Origin of the sequence: Rhizobium sp. MHM7A (assembly GCF_005862215.1) — a bacterium.
In the GTDB taxonomy this organism is placed as follows: Bacteria; Pseudomonadota; Alphaproteobacteria; order Rhizobiales; family Rhizobiaceae; genus Rhizobium; species Rhizobium bangladeshense.
In genome coordinates this window covers 334,555-352,068 of record NZ_VCHT01000004.1, presented here as the reverse complement: position 1 = coordinate 352,068, position 17,514 = coordinate 334,555, and the positions used below count along the sequence as shown (strand labels likewise).

At 62.2% G+C, this 17,514-nt stretch carries 14 protein-coding genes; 3 read left to right on the top strand and 11 right to left on the bottom strand.

The window, feature by feature from the left end; translation table 11 throughout:
* Nucleotides 1-25 precede the first annotated feature (25 nt).
* Nucleotides 26-697, top strand: coding sequence for a DsbA family oxidoreductase (locus FFR93_RS17980; RefSeq protein WP_138394213.1), 672 nt, complete (start codon nucleotides 26-28; stop codon nucleotides 695-697).
* Nucleotides 698-773: 76 nt separating this feature from the next.
* Nucleotides 774-1,262 carry a GrpB family protein gene (locus FFR93_RS17975; RefSeq protein ID WP_246661332.1) on the top strand — a complete coding sequence of 163 codons (489 nt, stop codon included), beginning with the start codon at nucleotides 774-776 and terminating at the stop codon, nucleotides 1,260-1,262.
* Between the two features lie 37 nt (nucleotides 1,263-1,299).
* Here the strand turns inward: FFR93_RS17975 and FFR93_RS17970 are convergent, their stop codons facing one another.
* The 3 genes from FFR93_RS17970 to FFR93_RS17960 are packed head-to-tail and all read right to left on the bottom strand — an operon-like array spanning nucleotide 1,300 to nucleotide 5,589.
* Entirely contained in the window at nucleotides 1,300-1,767 is a 468-nt protein-coding gene (locus tag FFR93_RS17970; protein WP_138394212.1) for an OsmC family protein, read from the bottom strand.
* A gap of 16 nt (nucleotides 1,768-1,783) precedes the next feature.
* A complete protein-coding gene (gene mfd / locus FFR93_RS17965; protein ID WP_138394211.1) occupies nucleotides 1,784-5,287 on the bottom strand; it encodes a transcription-repair coupling factor in 3,504 nt (1,167 codons plus the stop codon).
* Nucleotides 5,284-5,589 carry a succinate dehydrogenase assembly factor 2 gene (locus tag FFR93_RS17960; RefSeq protein ID WP_064708940.1) on the bottom strand — a complete coding sequence of 102 codons (306 nt, stop codon included), beginning with the start codon at nucleotides 5,587-5,589 and terminating at the stop codon, nucleotides 5,284-5,286. Before FFR93_RS17960 ends, mfd begins: the two co-directional genes overlap by 4 nt.
* 92 nt (nucleotides 5,590-5,681) lie before the next feature.
* Here FFR93_RS17960 and recG point away from each other — a divergent pair, with 92 nt between their 5' ends.
* Complete coding sequence (recG, locus tag FFR93_RS17955) at nucleotides 5,682-7,787, top strand: ATP-dependent DNA helicase RecG (protein WP_138394210.1); 2,106 nt, start codon at nucleotides 5,682-5,684, stop codon at nucleotides 7,785-7,787.
* On the opposite strand, the gene FFR93_RS17950 is transcribed toward recG, so the two are convergent.
* The 8 genes from FFR93_RS17950 to ytfQ all read right to left on the bottom strand — a co-directional run bounded on the left by FFR93_RS17950 (nucleotide 7,784) and on the right by ytfQ (nucleotide 17,466).
* A complete protein-coding gene (locus FFR93_RS17950; protein ID WP_138394209.1) occupies nucleotides 7,784-8,491 on the bottom strand; it encodes a DUF502 domain-containing protein in 708 nt (235 codons plus the stop codon). The two genes, recG and FFR93_RS17950, sit on opposite strands and share 4 nt — an antisense overlap.
* Before the next feature lie 135 nt (nucleotides 8,492-8,626).
* The gene (glmS, locus tag FFR93_RS17945) at nucleotides 8,627-10,453 is read right to left on the bottom strand and encodes a glutamine--fructose-6-phosphate transaminase (isomerizing) (RefSeq protein ID WP_138394208.1); all 1,827 of its coding nucleotides are present in this window, start codon (nucleotides 10,451-10,453) and stop codon (nucleotides 8,627-8,629) included.
* A gap of 110 nt (nucleotides 10,454-10,563) precedes the next feature.
* Nucleotides 10,564-11,925, bottom strand: a complete 1,362-nt coding sequence (glmU, locus tag FFR93_RS17940; RefSeq protein ID WP_138394207.1) for a bifunctional UDP-N-acetylglucosamine diphosphorylase/glucosamine-1-phosphate N-acetyltransferase GlmU — start codon at nucleotides 11,923-11,925, stop codon at nucleotides 10,564-10,566.
* Nucleotides 11,926-12,090: 165 nt separating this feature from the next.
* The gene (locus FFR93_RS17935) at nucleotides 12,091-12,873 is read right to left on the bottom strand and encodes a FadR/GntR family transcriptional regulator (RefSeq protein ID WP_064708945.1); all 783 of its coding nucleotides are present in this window, start codon (nucleotides 12,871-12,873) and stop codon (nucleotides 12,091-12,093) included.
* A 12-nt stretch (nucleotides 12,874-12,885) separates the two neighbouring features.
* Nucleotides 12,886-13,854 (bottom strand): galactofuranose ABC transporter, permease protein YjfF, encoded by a 969-nt coding sequence (gene yjfF / locus FFR93_RS17930; protein ID WP_064708946.1) that lies wholly within the window; start codon nucleotides 13,852-13,854, stop codon nucleotides 12,886-12,888.
* Nucleotides 13,855-13,859: 5 nt separating this feature from the next.
* Nucleotides 13,860-14,864, bottom strand: a complete 1,005-nt coding sequence (locus tag FFR93_RS17925; RefSeq protein ID WP_138394206.1) for an ABC transporter permease — start codon at nucleotides 14,862-14,864, stop codon at nucleotides 13,860-13,862.
* Entirely contained in the window at nucleotides 14,861-16,384 is a 1,524-nt protein-coding gene (ytfR, locus tag FFR93_RS17920; RefSeq protein WP_138394205.1) for a galactofuranose ABC transporter, ATP-binding protein YtfR, read from the bottom strand. Before ytfR ends, FFR93_RS17925 begins: the two co-directional genes overlap by 4 nt.
* A 119-nt stretch (nucleotides 16,385-16,503) precedes the next feature.
* Complete coding sequence (ytfQ, locus tag FFR93_RS17915) at nucleotides 16,504-17,466, bottom strand: galactofuranose ABC transporter, galactofuranose-binding protein YtfQ (RefSeq protein WP_064708949.1); 963 nt, start codon at nucleotides 17,464-17,466, stop codon at nucleotides 16,504-16,506.
* Between the last annotated feature and the right edge of the window lie 48 nt (nucleotides 17,467-17,514).

Genomic DNA, 17,514 nt, shown 5'->3' with positions numbered 1-17,514 from the left:
GCGCACAGAGATAAGGAACATCATCATGGAGCGTATCACCATAGACGTCGTCTCGGATGTCGTCTGCCCCTGGTGCTATCTCGGCAAGGCGCGGCTGGAGCTCGCCATCGCCGAAGTGCAGGACGAGATCGGCGTCGACATCAACTGGCGGCCGTACCGGCTCAATCCCGAATATTCCAAGGAAGGTGTCGACCAGAAGAAGGCACTGGCAGAGAAGCTTGGCGGCGAGGAGCGCGTGGCGCAGGCGCACAAGATGCTCACCGATTACGGCCGCGAGGTCGGCATCGCCTTCGATTTCGAGGCGATCAAGATCGGTCCCAACACTCTTGACGCTCATCGGCTGATCCACTGGGCGATGATCGAAGGCCGCGAGAAGCAGGACAAGGTAGTTACGGCGCTGTTCAAGGCGAATTTCGAGGAGGGCCGCAATGTCGGCGACCACGCAGTGCTGCTCGATATTGCCGAGAAAGCCGGTCTCGACGGCGCCGTCATCGCCTCGCTACTTGCTTCCGATGCCGATAGCAATTTGATCGTGGCGGAGATCGCGGCAGCGCAAGAGATGGGCGTCAACGGCGTGCCGTTCTTCATCTTCGACCAGCAATATGCCGTGAGCGGCGCCCAGACGCCGGACGTGCTCGCGAACGCATTGCGCGATATTGCCAAGGCGAAGGCCGAGGCGCGATCGGGCCTCAACTGAGTCCCGCCGTGCGGATCGAGATCGAGGCGCCGCAGCAAGCTGGGTCGAGGAATTCACGACCCTCAAATCCGCAATCATGGGAGCAGCGCCCGTTGGGGCATATCTGCACCACATCGGCTCGACGGCGGTTCCCGGAGTTCCCGCCAAGAATATCATCGATATTCAACTGACGGTAAACGATCTCGCGGACGTCGATCCCGACGCATTCGAAGAGGCGGGCTTCGAGCGCAGACCGATCGTCATCGATCACTGCCCTCCAGGACTTGATCTGGCGGGAGGCGAACTGCGCAAGGCCTTCTATCGCAGCAAGGGGCGTCCGGCGAATCTGCACATCCGCGAGAACGGCCGTTTCAATCAGCGATACTCTCTTCTTTGCCGCGATTTCCTGCGCGCCCATCCGATAGCGGCAAGCGCCTATGCCTTGATCAAGCAGCGGCTTGCCCAACGTTTTCCCGACGACGTCGATTTCTACTACGACATCAAGGATCCGGTGTTCGACATCATGATGGAGGGCGCCAATGAATGGGCAAAGCTAATCGGCTGGTCCGAACCGCCAGCGGATTGAAGCCGCCAAATCTGGTTTCACGCGATTTTGCGACAGCTCAGCCCAGAACCGGAACGCAGCGCACCTCGGTCTTCACCGAATTGGCGATGAAGCATTCGTCGTGAGCGCGATGATGCAGGGCCTCGAGCTCGCTCGGCGAAGGTTGCTTTTCGCCGCTGAAGACGACATGCGGCCTCAGAGTCACCACGGTCATGGCAAAACGGCCTTGGCCATTCTTCTCCATGACGCCCTCGGCGGCATCGGTGTAGCTGTCGACACAAAAGCCTTGCTTGGCGGCAATCGACAGGAACCAAAGCATATGGCAGCTGGAGAGCGAGGCGACGAAAGCCTCCTCCGGATCAACGGCGTCTTCGGCCGAATAGGGCAGCGGGACGACATGAGAGGATGAGGACGCCCTCACCTCGATACCGCCGTCGAAGGTCCAGCGATGGGCACGGCTGTAGCGGTTGTCGGTGAAAGTCTCGCCGTTCCGCTCCCAGGCGATCGTCGCGCCATATGTCGCCATACACATCTCCCTCTGTTTACTTCGCCATCTCGGCCAGTTGCGTCATGATAACCGCAGCGCCCTGAAGGCGTTTTTCCGGTGTCGGCAGATCGCGGGTCAGGAACAGGCTGTGATCGGGACGGATCTTGGCCATCGTGCCCTGCTTGCCGATATAGCCGACCAGATATGCCGGATTGGGGAATTCCTTGTTGCGGAACTGGACGACGACGCCCTTCGGGCCTGCGTCGAGTTTCTCGACATTGGCGGTGCGGCAGAGCGACTTGATGTAGACGATTTTCAGGAGATGCTGAACCTCGATTGGCATCGGCCCGAAGCGGTCGATCATCTCGGCACCGAAGGCGTCGATTTCCTTGAGCTCGCCGATTTCGCCGAGGCGGCGGTACAGCGCCATGCGCAGATGTAGGTCCGGCACATAATTCTCGGGGATCATCACCGTCGTGCCGACGGAGATTTGCGGCGACCAGCCGGTATCGTAGATCTCGTCGACACCCTTGACCTCGGCGACCGCCTCTTCCAGCATCTGCTGATAGAGCTCGAAGCCGACCTCCTTGATGTGGCCGGACTGCTCCTCGCCGAGCAGGTTGCCGGCGCCGCGGATATCGAGGTCGTGGCTTGCCAGCTGGAAGCCGGCGCCGAGCGTATCGAGCGACTGCAGCACCTTCAGCCGGCGTTCGGCCGTCGCCGTCAGCACCTTGTTGACAGGGAGCGTGAAGAGCGCGAAAGCGCGCACCTTCGAACGACCGACGCGGCCGCGCAGCTGATAGAGCTGGGCTAGGCCGAACATGTCGGCGCGGTGGACGATCAGCGTGTTGGCCGTGGGCACATCGAGGCCGGATTCGACTATGGTTGTGGACAACAGCACGTCGTAGCGGCCTTCATAGAAGGCGTTCATGATGTCTTCGAGCTCGCCGGCCGGCATCTGGCCATGCGCGACGGCAACCTTCAATTCCGGAACATCGGACTGCAGGAAGGCGTGCACGTCAGCGAGATCGGCGAGCCGGGGGCAGACATAGAAGCTCTGGCCGCCGCGATAGTGCTCGCGCATCAGTGTCTCGCGGATGACCAGGCTGTCGAAGGGCGAGATGAAGGTGCGTACCGCCATGCGGTCGACCGGCGGCGTGGTGATCAGCGACAACTCGCGCACCCCGGTCATGGCAAGCTGCAGCGTACGCGGGATCGGCGTCGCCGATAGGGTCAGCACATGCACGTCGCTCTTCAGCTCCTTCAGCCGCTCCTTGTGCTTGACGCCGAAATGCTGTTCCTCGTCGATGATCAGCAGACCGAGATTGGCGAATTTGATGCCGGCGCCGAGCAGCGCATGGGTGCCGACGACGATATCGGTCTTGCCTTCGGCCACCTCCCTCTTGGTCAGTGCCAGTTCCTTCGAACCGACAAGGCGCGAGGCCTGCTGGATACGCACAGGCAGGCCGCGGAAACGCTCGGAAAAGGTTTTGAAATGCTGGCGGGCGAGCAACGTCGTAGGCACCACGACGGCGACCTGGACACCGTTCATTGCTGCAACGAAAGCGGCGCGCAGGGCCACTTCGGTCTTGCCGAAACCGACATCGCCGCAGACGAGGCGGTCCATGGGCCGGCCGGCGCCGAGATCGGAGCGCACGGCGTCGATGGCGTTGTCCTGGTCTTCGGTCTCGTCATAGGGGAAGCGGGCGGCAAACTCGTCGTACAGGCCGTCCGGCGCCGTCAGCATCGGCGCATGACGCGTCAGGCGCTCGGCGGCGATGCGGATCAGCGCATCGGCCATGTCGAGCAGACGCCGTTTGAGCTTGGCCTTGCGCATCTGCCAGGCGCCACCGCCGAGCTTGTCGAGCTGGGCATCGGTGCCCTCGCCGCCGTAGCGGGAGAGCAGGTCGATATTCTCGACCGGCAGGAACAGTTTGGCCTCGTCGGCATATTGCAGTTCGAGGCAGGCATGAGGGGCGCCCGCTGCTTCGATGGTCCTGAGCCCGATGAAACGGCCGATGCCGTGTTCGGCATGGACGACGATCGAGCCCTCGTCGAGACCGGCGACCTCGGAAATGAAATCGGCGGCGCGCTTGCGGCGCTTGGAGCGGCGCACCATACGGTCGCCGAGAATATCCTGCTCGCCGATAACGACGAGCTCACCCGCCTCGAAGCCGGATTCGAGATTGAGCACCGCAGCAGCGGCCTCGCCTTTCGAGAGCGAGCCGAGATCCTTCAGCGCCTCGACGGGCTTGACCTTTTCCAGGCCATGTTCGTTCAGCACCTGCAGCAGGCGTTCGAGCGAGCCCTCGGTCCAGGCGGTGACGAGCACTTTTGCGCCGGCCGCGCGTCGGTCGGCGATATGCTTGACGACGACGTCGAAGATATTGATGCGTTCGGCATCGCCGCCGCCCTCGGCATTCGAGCGGGCCCAGCGCTGACCCTGGCGAGCGTCGACATTGACGACACGCCTCGCCTCGCCCTCGACCTCGTTGAACGGGCTGACGCGGATCGCGCCGAGTGCGTCGAGAGTTTTGGTGAAGAGCTTGCTGTCGAGGTAGAGCTGGCCCGGCGCCACCGGCTTGTAGGGCGTGCCCTGCGCCATCTGGCCTTTGGCCGGCTGGCCGGAATTCAGGCGGGCATCGAAATAATCGAGGACCAGCTTGGAGCGCTCCTCCGCCGCCTCACGCACAGTATGGTCGGTAACGATACGGAAGCCGCTCAAATAATCGAAGACAGTATCGAGCTTCTCGTAGAAAAGCGGCAGCCAATGCTCCATGCCGGGGTATCGGCGGCCTTCGGAAACGGCGAGATAGAGCGCATCGTCGCGCGTCGTCGCGCCGAAAGCCGACAGGTAGTTCTTGCGGAAGCGACTGATCGTATCAGGCGTGAGCGTCACCTCGCTCATCGGGTTGAGGTCGAGGGACCGCACCTGGCCCGTCGTGCGCTGGCTAGCCGGATCGAAGCTGCGGATACTCTCCAGCGTATCGCCGAAGAAATCGAGGCGCACCGGCTCTTCTGAACCCGGCACGAAGACATCGAGGATGCCGCCGCGCACGGCATATTCGCCGACCTCGCGCACGGTCGCGACGCGGTCGAAGCCGTTGCGCTCCAGGCGGCCGGCAAGATCGTCCATGCGCAGTTGGTTGCCGGGACGGGCGGAAAAGCTCAGGCTCTCGATGACGTCGTGGGGCGCCACCTTCTGAAGCATGGCGTTGGCAGTGACCAGCACGATCGCGGCATGCGGCTTCTTGCGATGGGCGATGAGGCCGCCGAGCGCGGCAAGCCGGCGGGCCGAAGTATCGGCGCTCGGCGAGACGCGGTCGTAGGGCAGACAGTCCCAGGCCGGAAGGGTGAGGACCGGAATGTCGGGGGCGACGAAGCCGAGCATCTGTTCCAGATCGGCCATGCGGTGGCCGTCCGACATGACATAGGCGACCGGCTCGCCCGCCCGGGCCAGTTCGGCGAGCAGCAGCGGCTCGAGGCCCGCAGGCACATTGCCGATCGTCAGCGGCTCGGCAACGGCCGCAAGCTTCTTCGCATCGAAACCAGGGATCATTCCGGCGTCCTGAGGGGCTTGTCGAAATCGGGCTTATAGGCGGCAAGGCGGGCAAACATCGGAGTCTGGAAACGCTCCGGCACCGGCCATGTTCCCATGATCCAGCGAAGAAGATCATTATCCTCTTCCGCCATGATCGTTTCGAATTCGTCGAGCTCGGCGTCGGAAAGCTTTGTAATCTCGGCTTCGGCGAACTGACCGAAAACCAGATCCATTTCGCGGATGCCGCGGTGCCAGCAGCGGAAAAGGATTCGGCGGCGGCGCGGGTCGAGACCGGCACTCGTGAGTGTGACACCTGTCATGGCATTACCTTCCTGTTGATGCGCCTCTATAGACCCTCGAAAGCGGCTTGTCAGCCTTGCCAAGGCCGCATTGTTCGTCGCATTTTGGCCGCATGCGCCCCGCCGTTCTCGACCCTCTGTTTTCTCCCGTTTCGGGCCTTCCGGGCGTCGGCCCGAAGATCGCCGAGTTGCTGGTCAAGCTGCTCGGGCGCGACACGGCGGAGGATTGCCGGGTCATCGACCTTTTGTTCCACGCGCCCTTTTCGCTTATCGACCGGCGCAACCAGCCGGGGATAGCCCTGGCGCCGCAGGGCGCGATCGTAACGATCACCGCTCGCGTCGACCGCCACCAGGCGCCGCCGCGCGGCAAGAGCAATATCCCCTACCGCGTGTTCCTGCATGACGAGACCGGCGAATTGACGCTGGTGTTCTTCCGTGGGCAGGCGGCATGGCTGGAAAAGCAACTGCCTGTAGACGCCGAGGTAACGGTCAGCGGCAAGGTCGACTGGTTCAACGGCCGCGCCTCGATGGTTCATCCCGACTATATCGTCAGGGCCGAGGAGGCGGAGAGCCTTCCGCTCGTCGAGCCGATCTATCCGCTGACGGCGGGGCTTTCGCCGAAAACGCTGCGCAAGATCATCGACGCCGCCCTGCCGCGCTTTCCCGAACTGCCGGAATGGATCGACCCTGCGCTGACACAGCGACAGGGCCTTCCGTCGATCCGTGACGGTTTTCATATGCTGCACGAGCCGCGCGATCCCGCCGATATCGACCCGCAAGCCCCTGCCCGCCGGCGACTCGCCTATGACGAATTTCTGGCAGGTCAGCTATCGCTCAGCCTGGTGCGCCAGAGGCTGCGCAAAGTGGCGGGTCAGCCGGTGCATGCGACCGGCTCCGTCAGCAGCATGATCCTGAAGACGGTGCCCTTCTCGCTCACATCAAGCCAGAACGAGGCGATCGCCGACATTTTGAAAGACATGGCCGGAGCCGAGCGGATGCTGCGGCTGCTGCAGGGCGATGTCGGCTCCGGCAAGACTCTGGTGGCGCTGATGGCGATGGCGGCGGTGATCGAGAGCGGCGGCCAGGCTGTGCTGATGGCGCCGACCGAAATCCTCGCCCGTCAGCACCACGCGACGATCTCGAAATTCGCCGCCTCCGCCGGGCTCGGCATCGAGGTGCTGACCGGGCGCACCAAGGGACGCGAGCGCGAGGAGATCCTCGAGCGCATCTCCTCCGGCGCCGCACAGATCATCATCGGTACGCACGCCCTGTTCCAGGAGAGCGTCAGTTACGCCAATCTGATGCTTGCCGTCGTCGACGAGCAGCACCGTTTCGGCGTGCATCAGCGCCTGCGGCTGACCGCCAAAGGCATCTCGCCGCATATGCTCGTCATGACGGCGACGCCGATCCCCCGCACCCTGGTGCTGGCCGCCTTCGGCGATATGGATGTTTCCAAGCTGACCGAGAAACCGGCCGGCCGCAAGCCGATCCAGACGATCACCGTGCCGATGGAACGGACCGGAGAGATCGTCGGGCGGCTGCAGAGCGCGATCGCCGAGGGCAGGAAAGCCTACTGGATCTGCCCGCTGGTCGAAGAATCCGAGGAGCTCGACCTGATGTCGGCCGAAGAGCGGCATGCGACGCTCGTCTCGGCACTCGGCCCGGATATCGGCCTGATCCACGGTCGCATGAGCGGCGCGGAAAAGGATGCGGCAATGATGGCCTTCAAGAACGGCGAGACCCGACTTCTGGTCGCCACGACCGTCGTCGAAGTGGGCGTCGACGTGCCGGATGCGACAATCATGGTGATCGAACACGCCGAACGCTTCGGGCTGGCGCAGCTGCATCAGCTGCGCGGCCGTGTCGGGCGAGGCGACGAGGCCTCGACCTGCATCCTGCTCTACAAGGGACCGCTCGGCGAGACCGGTCACGCCAGGCTTTCGATCATGCGGGAAACGGAGGATGGTTTCCGAATCGCGGAGGAAGATCTGAAGCTGCGCGGCGAAGGCGAGTTGCTCGGCACGCGGCAATCCGGCACGCCGGGGTTCCGCATCGCCAGCCTCGAGGCACATGCCGATCTACTCGAGATCGCCCGCAAGGACGCTGCCTATCTGATCGAGCGCGATCCGGAATTGACCAGCGAAAGAGGACAGGCGGTCCGCACCCTGCTCTATCTCTTCCGCCGCGACGAGGCGATCCGTTTCCTGAGAGCAGGCTAGTCTGCCTTTGAAACCGCCACCGGCTTCGGCCGCGGCAGATGTTTCTGCTTCGGCTCGGACGGTTTATGGTCCGGGGCGACGAGACCGCCCGAAATCAGGAACTTGGCGGCGTCTTCCGGGCTCATGTCGAGCATGACGATCTTTTCGCGCGGCACGAAAATGAGAAAACCGGCTGTCGGCACGGGCGTCGGCGGCAGGAAGACGGCGACCATGTCCTGACCCATGGCATTGAACTTCGAGGCAATCTCGCCCTTGGCGTCGGTGGCAACGAAGACCAGCGCCCAGAGGCCGGGACCGGGATATTCGATCAGACCGACCTTCTTGAAGGAATTCGACTGCTCCTTCAGCACGGTTTCGAAAATCTGCTTCACGCTTCTGTAAATCGTGCGCACTAACGGCATGCGCTGGACGACCGATTCGCCGAAACGGACGATGCTCTGGCCGATGAGGTTCTTGCCGAGGAAGCCGACGACGGTGATCAGGACGACGGCAATCAGCAGGCCGAAACCGGGGATGGCGAAATTGAGATAGCTTTCCGGGTTCCAGCGCGCCGGAATATAGGGCCTGACCCAGCTGTCCGACCAGTGGATGAAGGTCCACGTCAGCCAGATGGTAATCGCGATCGGCGCGCAGATGATCAGACCTGCGAGAAAATTGTTCCTCAGCCGGGTCGCGACCGGCATTCTGGGGGCATTGTCGGCCATCGCTTCCTGATGAACTCCATCTCAGTCGTGGACAGGCCGGAACTCCGGCCCTTCCCCCTTGTCCGCATACCAAAATTGCCAGAATTCGATCCGCCGCACAATACGTTTCGGCGCGGAGACCCGGCTCCCGCAGGCTTATTCCACGGTCACGGATTTCGCCAGGTTGCGCGGCTGATCGACGTCGGTGCCCATGAATACGGCGGTGTGATAGGCGAGCAGCTGGATCGGCAGAGAGAAGATCATCGGCGCGATGATTTCGTCGACGACAGGCAGGACGATCGTCGCCATGGTCGGCAGTCTCGAGGCCGCCGCACCGGCTTCATCGGTGATGAAAATGATGCGGCCGCCGCGCGCCGCGACCTCCTGCATGTTCGAGACTGTCTTTTCGAAGAAGCGGTCATAAGGGGCGATGACAATGACCGGCATGTTCTCATCGATCAGCGCGATCGGGCCGTGCTTCAATTCGCCGGCGGCATATCCTTCGGCGTGGATATAGGAAATTTCCTTGAGCTTCAGCGCGCCTTCCATGGCGAGCGGGAAGCTGGTGCCGCGGCCGAGATAGAGCACGTCCTTGCACTTCGACAGTTCGCGCGACAGGCTTTCCATCTGTGGCTGGATGAGGTTCAGCACGCGGCTCATGATCCGCGGCATTTCGGCGAGATGGCGAACGAGAGCCCTCTCCTCATCCGCGTTCACCGTGCCGCGCGCCTTGCCGGCGCCGATCGCCAGCGACGCCAAGACGGCAAGCTGGCAGGTGAAGGCCTTGGTCGAGGCGACGCCGATCTCGGGCCCGGCCATGATCGGGAACACGGCGTCGGATTCGCGGGCAATCGTCGATTCGCGGACATTGACGACAGCGCCGATCTTGAGGCCGTTGTCCCGGCAATAACGAAGCGACGCCAGCGTGTCGGCGGTCTCGCCGGACTGGGAGATGAAGAGTGCGGCCTGCGATGGCGAGAGCGGCATTTCGCGGTAGCGGAATTCGGAGGCGACATCGATTTCAACAGGCAGCCGGGCGTAACGTTCGAACCAGTATTTGCCGACAAGGCCTGCAAGATAGGCAGTGCCGCAGGCCGAAATCGCAAGGCTGCTTGCCGCCTTGAAATCGATCGCGGCGGCATTGGCACCGATCGTGTTTTCCGCGAAATCCACGTAGTGGCTGAGCGCATGGGAGATCACCTCCGGCTGCTCGTAGATTTCCTTTTCCATGAAATGGCGGTGATTGCCCTTGTCGACGACATAGGCAGTCGCCTGCGAGATCTGGCGCGCGCGCTTGACCGGTTTGCCAGTGAAATCCAGGACGGAGACGGCGTCGCGAGTGATGATGGCGCAGTCGCCGTCGACGAGATAGGTGATCTCGTTGGTGAAGGGCGAGAGGGCGATCGCATCCGAGCCGAGGAACATTTCGCCGCGACCATAGCCGACGGCGAGCGGCGGGCCGGAACGAGCGGCCATGATCGTGTCGGGAACGGCCTTGAGCATGACGGCCAGCGCATAGGCGCCGGTCACCCGATTCAGCATCTTGATCATGGCTGCGCGCGGCTCAAGACCCTCACGCAGGTATTTCGCCATCAGGTGCGCGACCACTTCGGTATCCGTCTGGGTATCGAAGACCGCCCCTTCTCCGGTCAGTTCGTCGCGAAGTTCGGAGAAATTCTCGATAATGCCATTATGGACGACCGCAACCCCTTCGACAAAGTGCGGGTGGGCATTGGTCTCATTGGGGACCCCGTGCGTAGCCCAGCGCGTATGGGCGATGCCGACGGTGCCGGGCAGCGGCTCTGCATCGAGGCGCTTTTCAAGGTTGAAAAGCTTTCCCTCGGCGCGGCGGCGATCCATCATCCCCTCATAGATCGTGGCGACACCGGCGGAATCGTAGCCGCGATATTCGAGACGCTTCAGCGCATCCACCAGGCGCCCGGCAACAGGCTGAGTTCCGACGATCCCCACAATGCCGCACATGCAATATCCCCATAAAGGCTTCAATAATGAGGCCAGTCCTAACAATTCCGGCTTATTTCTCAATGGCCTCGGCGGTCACTTTCAATTTCCGCCGGTTACGGAAAACAGCCTCAGCCTTTCCCCTTCTTTGCGGCCTTGATGGCGAGCGCGCGCTCGCGCAGCAACGTCGCGCGTCCGGGCTTGATCTCCTGGCGGGCGCGGCCGAGCGCCAGCGCATCGGCCGGCACGTTGGCTGTTATAACGCTGCCGGAGGCGATATAGGCGCCGTCGCCGATGGTCACCGGCGCGACCAGCGAGGAATTGGATCCGATGAAGGCGTTTTCGCCGATCACCGTTTCGCTCTTGTTGACGCCGTCATAATTGCAGGTGATCGTGCCTGCGCCGATATTGCTGCCGGCGCCAACGACCGCGTCGCCGATATAGGTGAGATGGTTGACCTTGGCGCCCTCACCGATCCGGCCGTTCTTGACCTCGCAAAAATTGCCGACCTTCGAACCGCTGGCGAGATCCGCACCCGGCCGCAGCCGCGCGAAGGGGCCCACGGTCGCGCCTTCGCTGACATGGGCGCCCTCGATATGCGAGAAAGCATGAATGACGGCGCCGCTGTCGATCACCGAGCCGGGCCCGAAGACGACGTTCGGCTCGATCAGCGCATCCCGGCCGATGACGGTGTCATAGGAGAGGAACACCGTTTCCGGCGCGATCATGGTAACGCCTGATAGCATCATCTCGCGGCGGCGACGCTCCTGCCAGAAGCGTTCGATAACAGCGAGTTCGGCGCGGTTGTTGCAGCCGGTCATCTCGATTTCAGGGGCATCGACGGCTGTGACGCGACCGCCAAGCGAACGGGCAATCTCGACGAGGTCGGTGAGATAAAATTCGCCCTTGGCATTGGCATTGCCGATGCGCGAGAGGAGATCGAGCGCCTTGCTGCCGTTGATTGCCATCAGTCCGCTGTTGCACCAGGTCACAGCGCGCTCGGCGTCGGTGGCGTCCTTCTCCTCGCGGATGGCGATGAGCTCCCCGTCCTTGACGAGCAGGCGGCCATAGCCGGTCGGACGGTCGGTGTGAAAGCCGATGACGACGACGTCGCTGCCTTCGGCGAGGCCCTGGCGGGCGGCTTTCAACGGTCCGTCGGTCTGCAGCGGCACGTCGCCGTAGGTGACGAGGATATCGTCATAACCCTTGGCGATGGCCTCGCGTGCCGCCAGCACCGCATGGCCGGTGCCGAGACGCTCTTGCTGCAGATATGCTTCGATGGCGACACCGTCGATGCTCGCGGACTTGGCGACGTTCTCGGCGTCGCGGCCGACGACCAGTGCTACGGAGGAGATATCCGCGGAGGCGACCGCCTCGACCACATGCGCGATCATCGGCCGTCCGGCGACCGGATGCAGCACCTTAGATTTCGAGGATTTCATCCGCGTGCTGTCACCGGCGGCTAGGATGACGGCAAGACAAGTGCGTTCCATGATGTGCTCCGCGAATCCGCGCGATGAGGCGGCTTTTCTGCCTCATACTGCATAATTCCCGAAATCGGAAATCCATTTCAGGACGAAATTGCGCGGCAGTTCAAGGTGCTACGACGTCCATTGAGTGGCTAAAAAGCTCGAATGCGCCGCGGGGTCAAAGCGTCACTAGGATGAGATTGCCGGCGAAATCGGTCCCAAGACAACAGGAGAACCGTGGGCCGCGAAGGCCTCATGCACGTGGTCGCGTCCGTCCAGGATGACGACTTCCATCGCACGCCGAGCGGCGGCGCTGTCGCCGGAGACGATGGCATCGACGATGCGCATATGGGTATCGGCGATATTGGCGAATCCGTTTTCGGAGGGGGGCGTGCTGATGCGGAACATGCCGACCAGGGCCGCTTCGATCAGGCTGCCGAGGGTGCGCATGAAGGGATTGTGCGAGGCTTCGGCAATTGCCAGGTGGAAGCGCAGGTCGGCGAGTGCCAGGCTGTCGGCCGTATGCCCGCTCGCCGCCATCTCCTGAGCCAGCCCGCGCAGCATTTCGATTTCCTCGGCATCGGCGCGCTCGGCGACCAGACCGGCGGCGAAGGGTTCGACGGCAAGGCGGATATCGTAAAGCTGCAGCAGAAATTCTTCGGTCACGCCATTGTCGAAGTGCCAGGCGATGATTTCGCTGTCGAACATATTCCAGAGGTTTTTCTCGGTCACACGCGTGCCGACCCGCGCCTTGGCAACCACCATGCCCTTGGCAGCAAGCGTCTTCATCGTCTCGCGCAGCACCGTACGCGATACCTTGAAGCGTTGCGCCAGTTCCGTATCGCCCGGCAGGATCGAGCCGACGGGATAGGTACCGGCGACGATCGCCTTCCCGAGCTCGTCGACCACCTGTGCGTGGCTCGTACGGGCTCGGCGCCCTGTCTTGCGTGTCTCGATCAGTTTATTGCGCAAACGATCACCCCCTCAGGCATACCTCTTGTTCAGGCTTGAAAGGAACAGGATCGCCTTCTGCATCAGTATGAATGCAAACAGCAGCAGGCCAATCAGAATCTTCGTCCACCAGCTCGACAGCGTGCCGTCGAAGGTGATGTAGGTCTGAATGAGTCCCTGGATCAGAATGCCGATCAAGGTTCCCGCCACGAATCCCGCTCCTCCGGTCAGCAGCGTCCCCCCAATGACCACCGCAGCGATGGCGTCGAGTTCGACGCCGACTGCAGCAAGAGAATATCCGGCAGAGGTGTACAGCGAAAAAACGATTCCGGATAGACCGGCGAGAAAGCCCGACAGCGCATAGATCTGGATCGTCGTGCGTCCGACCGGCACACCCATCAGCCGCGCCGTCTGCGGCCCTCCCCCAAGCGCATAGACGTTGGTGCCGAAGCGGGTCCGGTGGGCGATGAAGATGCCGGCGGCAAAGACCAGAAGCATCACGGCGCCGATCAGCGTCAGCCGCCCGCCTCCGGGCAGCCGCCAATAGAGGCTCGTCAGCGTCGAATAATAATCGTGGTTGATCGGAATGCTGTCGATCGACAGCACAAAGGCGATCCCGCGCGCCAGGAACATGCCGGCAAGCGTGACGATGAATGCCGGCATTTCGAGATAGTGGATGATGGCGCCCATGACGGCGCCGAAGGCGGTGGTGATGACGAGGACCAGCGCGAAGGCGAGGAGCGGATGGATCGACGTATTCTGCAGGATGACCGCCAGGAAGACGCCGGTAAAGGCGATGATCGAACCGATCGACAGATCGATGCCGCCGGAGATGATCACGAAGGTCATGCCGACGGCGGCAATACCGAGAAATGCGTTATCGGTCAAAAGGTTGCCGATAACGCGGGTCGACAGCATGTTCGGATATTGAAGCGTGCAGCCGGCATAGGCGAGCACGAAGATTACGATGGTCGCGAGCAGCGGCAGGTATTTGGAGTTCATTTCGGCTACTCCCTTCCGCCCTGCCCGCGGCTGGCGAAGATGGCGAGCGATTGCACCGCCGGCGACTGGATGATGAGGATGACGATAATGATGACAGCCTTGATGATCAGATTGAATTCAGGCGGGAATCCCGAGGACAGGATGCCGGTGTTGACCGCCTGGATGATCATCGCGCCGACCAGCGAGCCGACGATGCTGAATCGTCCGCCGAGGAGCGAATTGCCGCCGACGACGACGGCGAGGATGGCGTCAAGCTCCAGCCAGAGACCGGCATTGTTGGCATCCGCGCCCTTGATGTCGGCCGCGACGATAATGCCGGCGATCGAGGCGCAGAGCCCGCTCAGCATATAGACGGCCATCAGCAGCACCGGCGTTTGAATCCCGGAGAGCGTGCTGGCGCGGCGGTTGATGCCGACAGCCTCGAGCAGCATGCCGAGCGCCGTGCGGCGAACGAGCAGGATGACGAGCAGACCGACAAGCAGCCAGATGACGACGGGCATAGGCAGCAGAGCCATCGAGCCGCTACCGAAGAAGATCAGGCCGTCATCATTGAAGGTCAGGATGGCGCCTTCGGTGATGAGCTGGGCGATGCCGCGGCCGGCGACCATCAGCACCAAGGTGGCGATGATCGGCTGGATGTTGAGGACCGCCACCAGGAAACCGTTCCAGACGCCGCAGGCAAGCCCGATCGCCAGTGTCAGGAATATCGTGTAAGTGACGGAATTTCCAGAAACGACGGATGAAGCAGCAACAGCGCCGCAGATGGCGATGACCGCGCCGACGGACAAATCGATGCCCTTCGTAGCAATAACCAGCGTCATGCCGATCGCCAGCAGCGCCACCGGCGCACCGCGATTCAGCACGTCAATCACGCTGCCGTAGAGCCGCCCATTCTGAACCACCACATTAAAAAACTGAGGTGACGTTATGAAATTCAGCAGAAGAATCACAATGAGCGCGATCAATTGCGGCGCCAGGCGATAGCCCAGCGCATTCGAGGAGGACTTCATGCATCCTCCTTCTTGTGCTCGGCGGCCGCGATGGCATCGACTATACCGGCGGCAGTAATTCGCTCGCCCGTGAGTTCGGCGATATGCTGCCTGTCGCGAAGTACGATGACACGTGAACTATAGGCGACAAGCTCTTCAAGTTCCGAGGAAATTACGATCAATGACATGCCTTCGGCGCAGAGCTGCTCGATGAGCCGGATGATCTCGGCATGGGCGCCGACATCGATACCGCGGGTTGGTTCATCGAGGATGAGAAACTTGGGATTGGTTGCCAGCCAGCGAGCGAGGATCGCCTTCTGCTGGTTGCCGCCGGAAAGCAGCCGGATCGGCTTTTCACGGTCGGTCGTGCGGATGTCGAGCGCCTTGATGTAGCGGTCGGCGAGCGCATTCTGCTCGGCGCGCGACAGCGGCCTGGTCCAGCCGCGGCGGGCCTGCAGCGCAAGCGCAATGTTTTCCCGGATCGAGAGGTCGCCGACGATGCCGTCGGTCTTGCGGTCTTCAGGGCAGAATCCGAAGCCCTTCGCGATCGCGGCGCGCGGGCTGGAAAGGGTCACGGGCTGGCCGTCGATCGTTGCACTGCCGCTGTCGGCATGTTCGACGCCGAAGAGCAGTTCGGCGGTTTCGGTGCGCCCGGAACCGAGCAGCCCGGCCACGCCGACTACCTCGCCGGCCCGGACGTCGAGATCGAAAGGCTTGACTTTGCCGCGTTTACCGTAGCCGGAAAAGCGGTAGCGGACCTCGCCCGCGGCGATGCTGTGTTCCCTGACCGTCTCTTCGGCCTGGGCGAGTTCCCGGCCGAGCATCATCGCGATCAGACCCTGGCGCGGCAGATCGGCGGCGTCGCGGGTGCCGACGAGTTTGCCGTTGCGCAGCACGGTGATGCGGTCGCTGATCGCATAGACCTGCTCGAGGAAATGGGTGATGAAGACGATGCCGAGGCCACGCTTTTTCAAGTCCTCGATGATGCGGAAGAGCAGCGCCACTTCCTGATTGTCGAGGCTCGCCGTCGGCTCGTCCAATATCAGGACCTTGCCGGAGAGATCGACGGCGCGGGCGATGGCGACCACCTGCTGGACGGCGACGGAGAAACGTCCAAGTTCGGCGGTGACGTCGATATCGATGCCGTAGCCGGCGAGCAGTTCGCGCGCCTTGCGGTTCATCGCGCGGACATCAGTCATACCGAAACGCCGCGGCTGGCGTCCGAGAAACAGGTTTTCGGCCACACTTAGATTGGCCAGGAGGTTGACTTCCTGATAAACGGTGCCGATGCCGAGCTTCTGGGCGGCGAGCGTATTGGCCGGATTGATCTCCTGGCCGTCGAGCGTCAGGCTGCCGCCATCGCGATGGTAGGCCCCGGTGATGCATTTGATCAGCGTCGACTTGCCGGCGCCGTTCTCGCCGAGAAGCGCATGAACCTCCCCGCGGCGCAACGTAAAATCGACCTTGTCAAGCGCGACGGCGCCGGGAAAGAACTTCGATATGGCCGAGGCTGCGAGAATATTCTCGATATTGTGAACCATGAGGGCTGCTGTTTCCTGATATTGCGCCTTGCGCCTGCGCCAAGGCCGGGCAAGACGCCCGGCCGGCACCGGCAGTTCCGTACCGGCCCATGATGGGCCAGTACGGTTCCAGGTTCAAATCAGTAGCCCTGACCCTTCTTCTCTTCGTACACCTTCATCGGCTCGTCGGCCGGCGTGTAGAGCTTCGACTCGGTCTGGATCCACTTCGGCGGAGCCTTCTTGTCCTTCAGATAGGCTTCGAGCGCATCGAAAGCGGGACCTGCCATGTTCGGCGTCAGTTCGACCGTAGCATTGGCCTCACCTTCGGACATCGCCTTGAAAATATCCGGCACGGCGTCGATGGAAACGACGAGGATATCCTTGCCGGGCTTCAGGCCGGCTTCCTTGATCGCCTGGATGGCGCCGACAGCCATGTCGTCGTTGTGGGCGTAGAGCGCGCAGATATCCTTGCCGCCATTTTCAGCCTTCAGGAAGCTTTCCATGACTTCCTTGCCCTTGGTACGGGTGAAGTCGCCGGTCTGGCTGCGAACGATCTTGAGATTGTCGTGGCCGGTGAGGGCCTCTTCGAAGCCTTTCTTGCGGGCGATGGCCGGCGATGAGCCGGTCGTACCCTGCAGTTCGACGACATTGCACTTCTTGTCGCCGACGGTCTTGACGAGCCAGTCGCCGGCAACCTTGCCTTCATGGACGAGGTCGGAGGTGACAGCCGTCAGATAGAGATCGTCCGGAGCCTTGACGGTGCGGTCGAGAAGGATAACCGGGATATTGGCTTCCTTGGCTTCCTTCAGAACGTCATCCCAGCCGGTCTCGACGACCGGAGCGATCAGAATGGCATCGACGCCCTGGGCGATGAAGGAGCGCAAAGCCTTGATTTGGTTTTCCTGCTTCTGCTGCGCATCGGCAAACTTCAGATCGATGCCGCGCTTCTTGGCCTGCTCCTTGGTCACGGTCGTTTCAGCCGCGCGCCAGCCCGATTCCGAACCGATCTGCGAGAAACCGACGGTCAAGCCGTTGGCCGAAGCCGAACCGAACATGCAGGCAGCCAGAATCGTGGCACTCAAAAGTGCAGTCTTCAATTTCATGATATCCTCCCAATGCCGCTCCTTCGCGGCGCAGGGTCAAAAAATCAT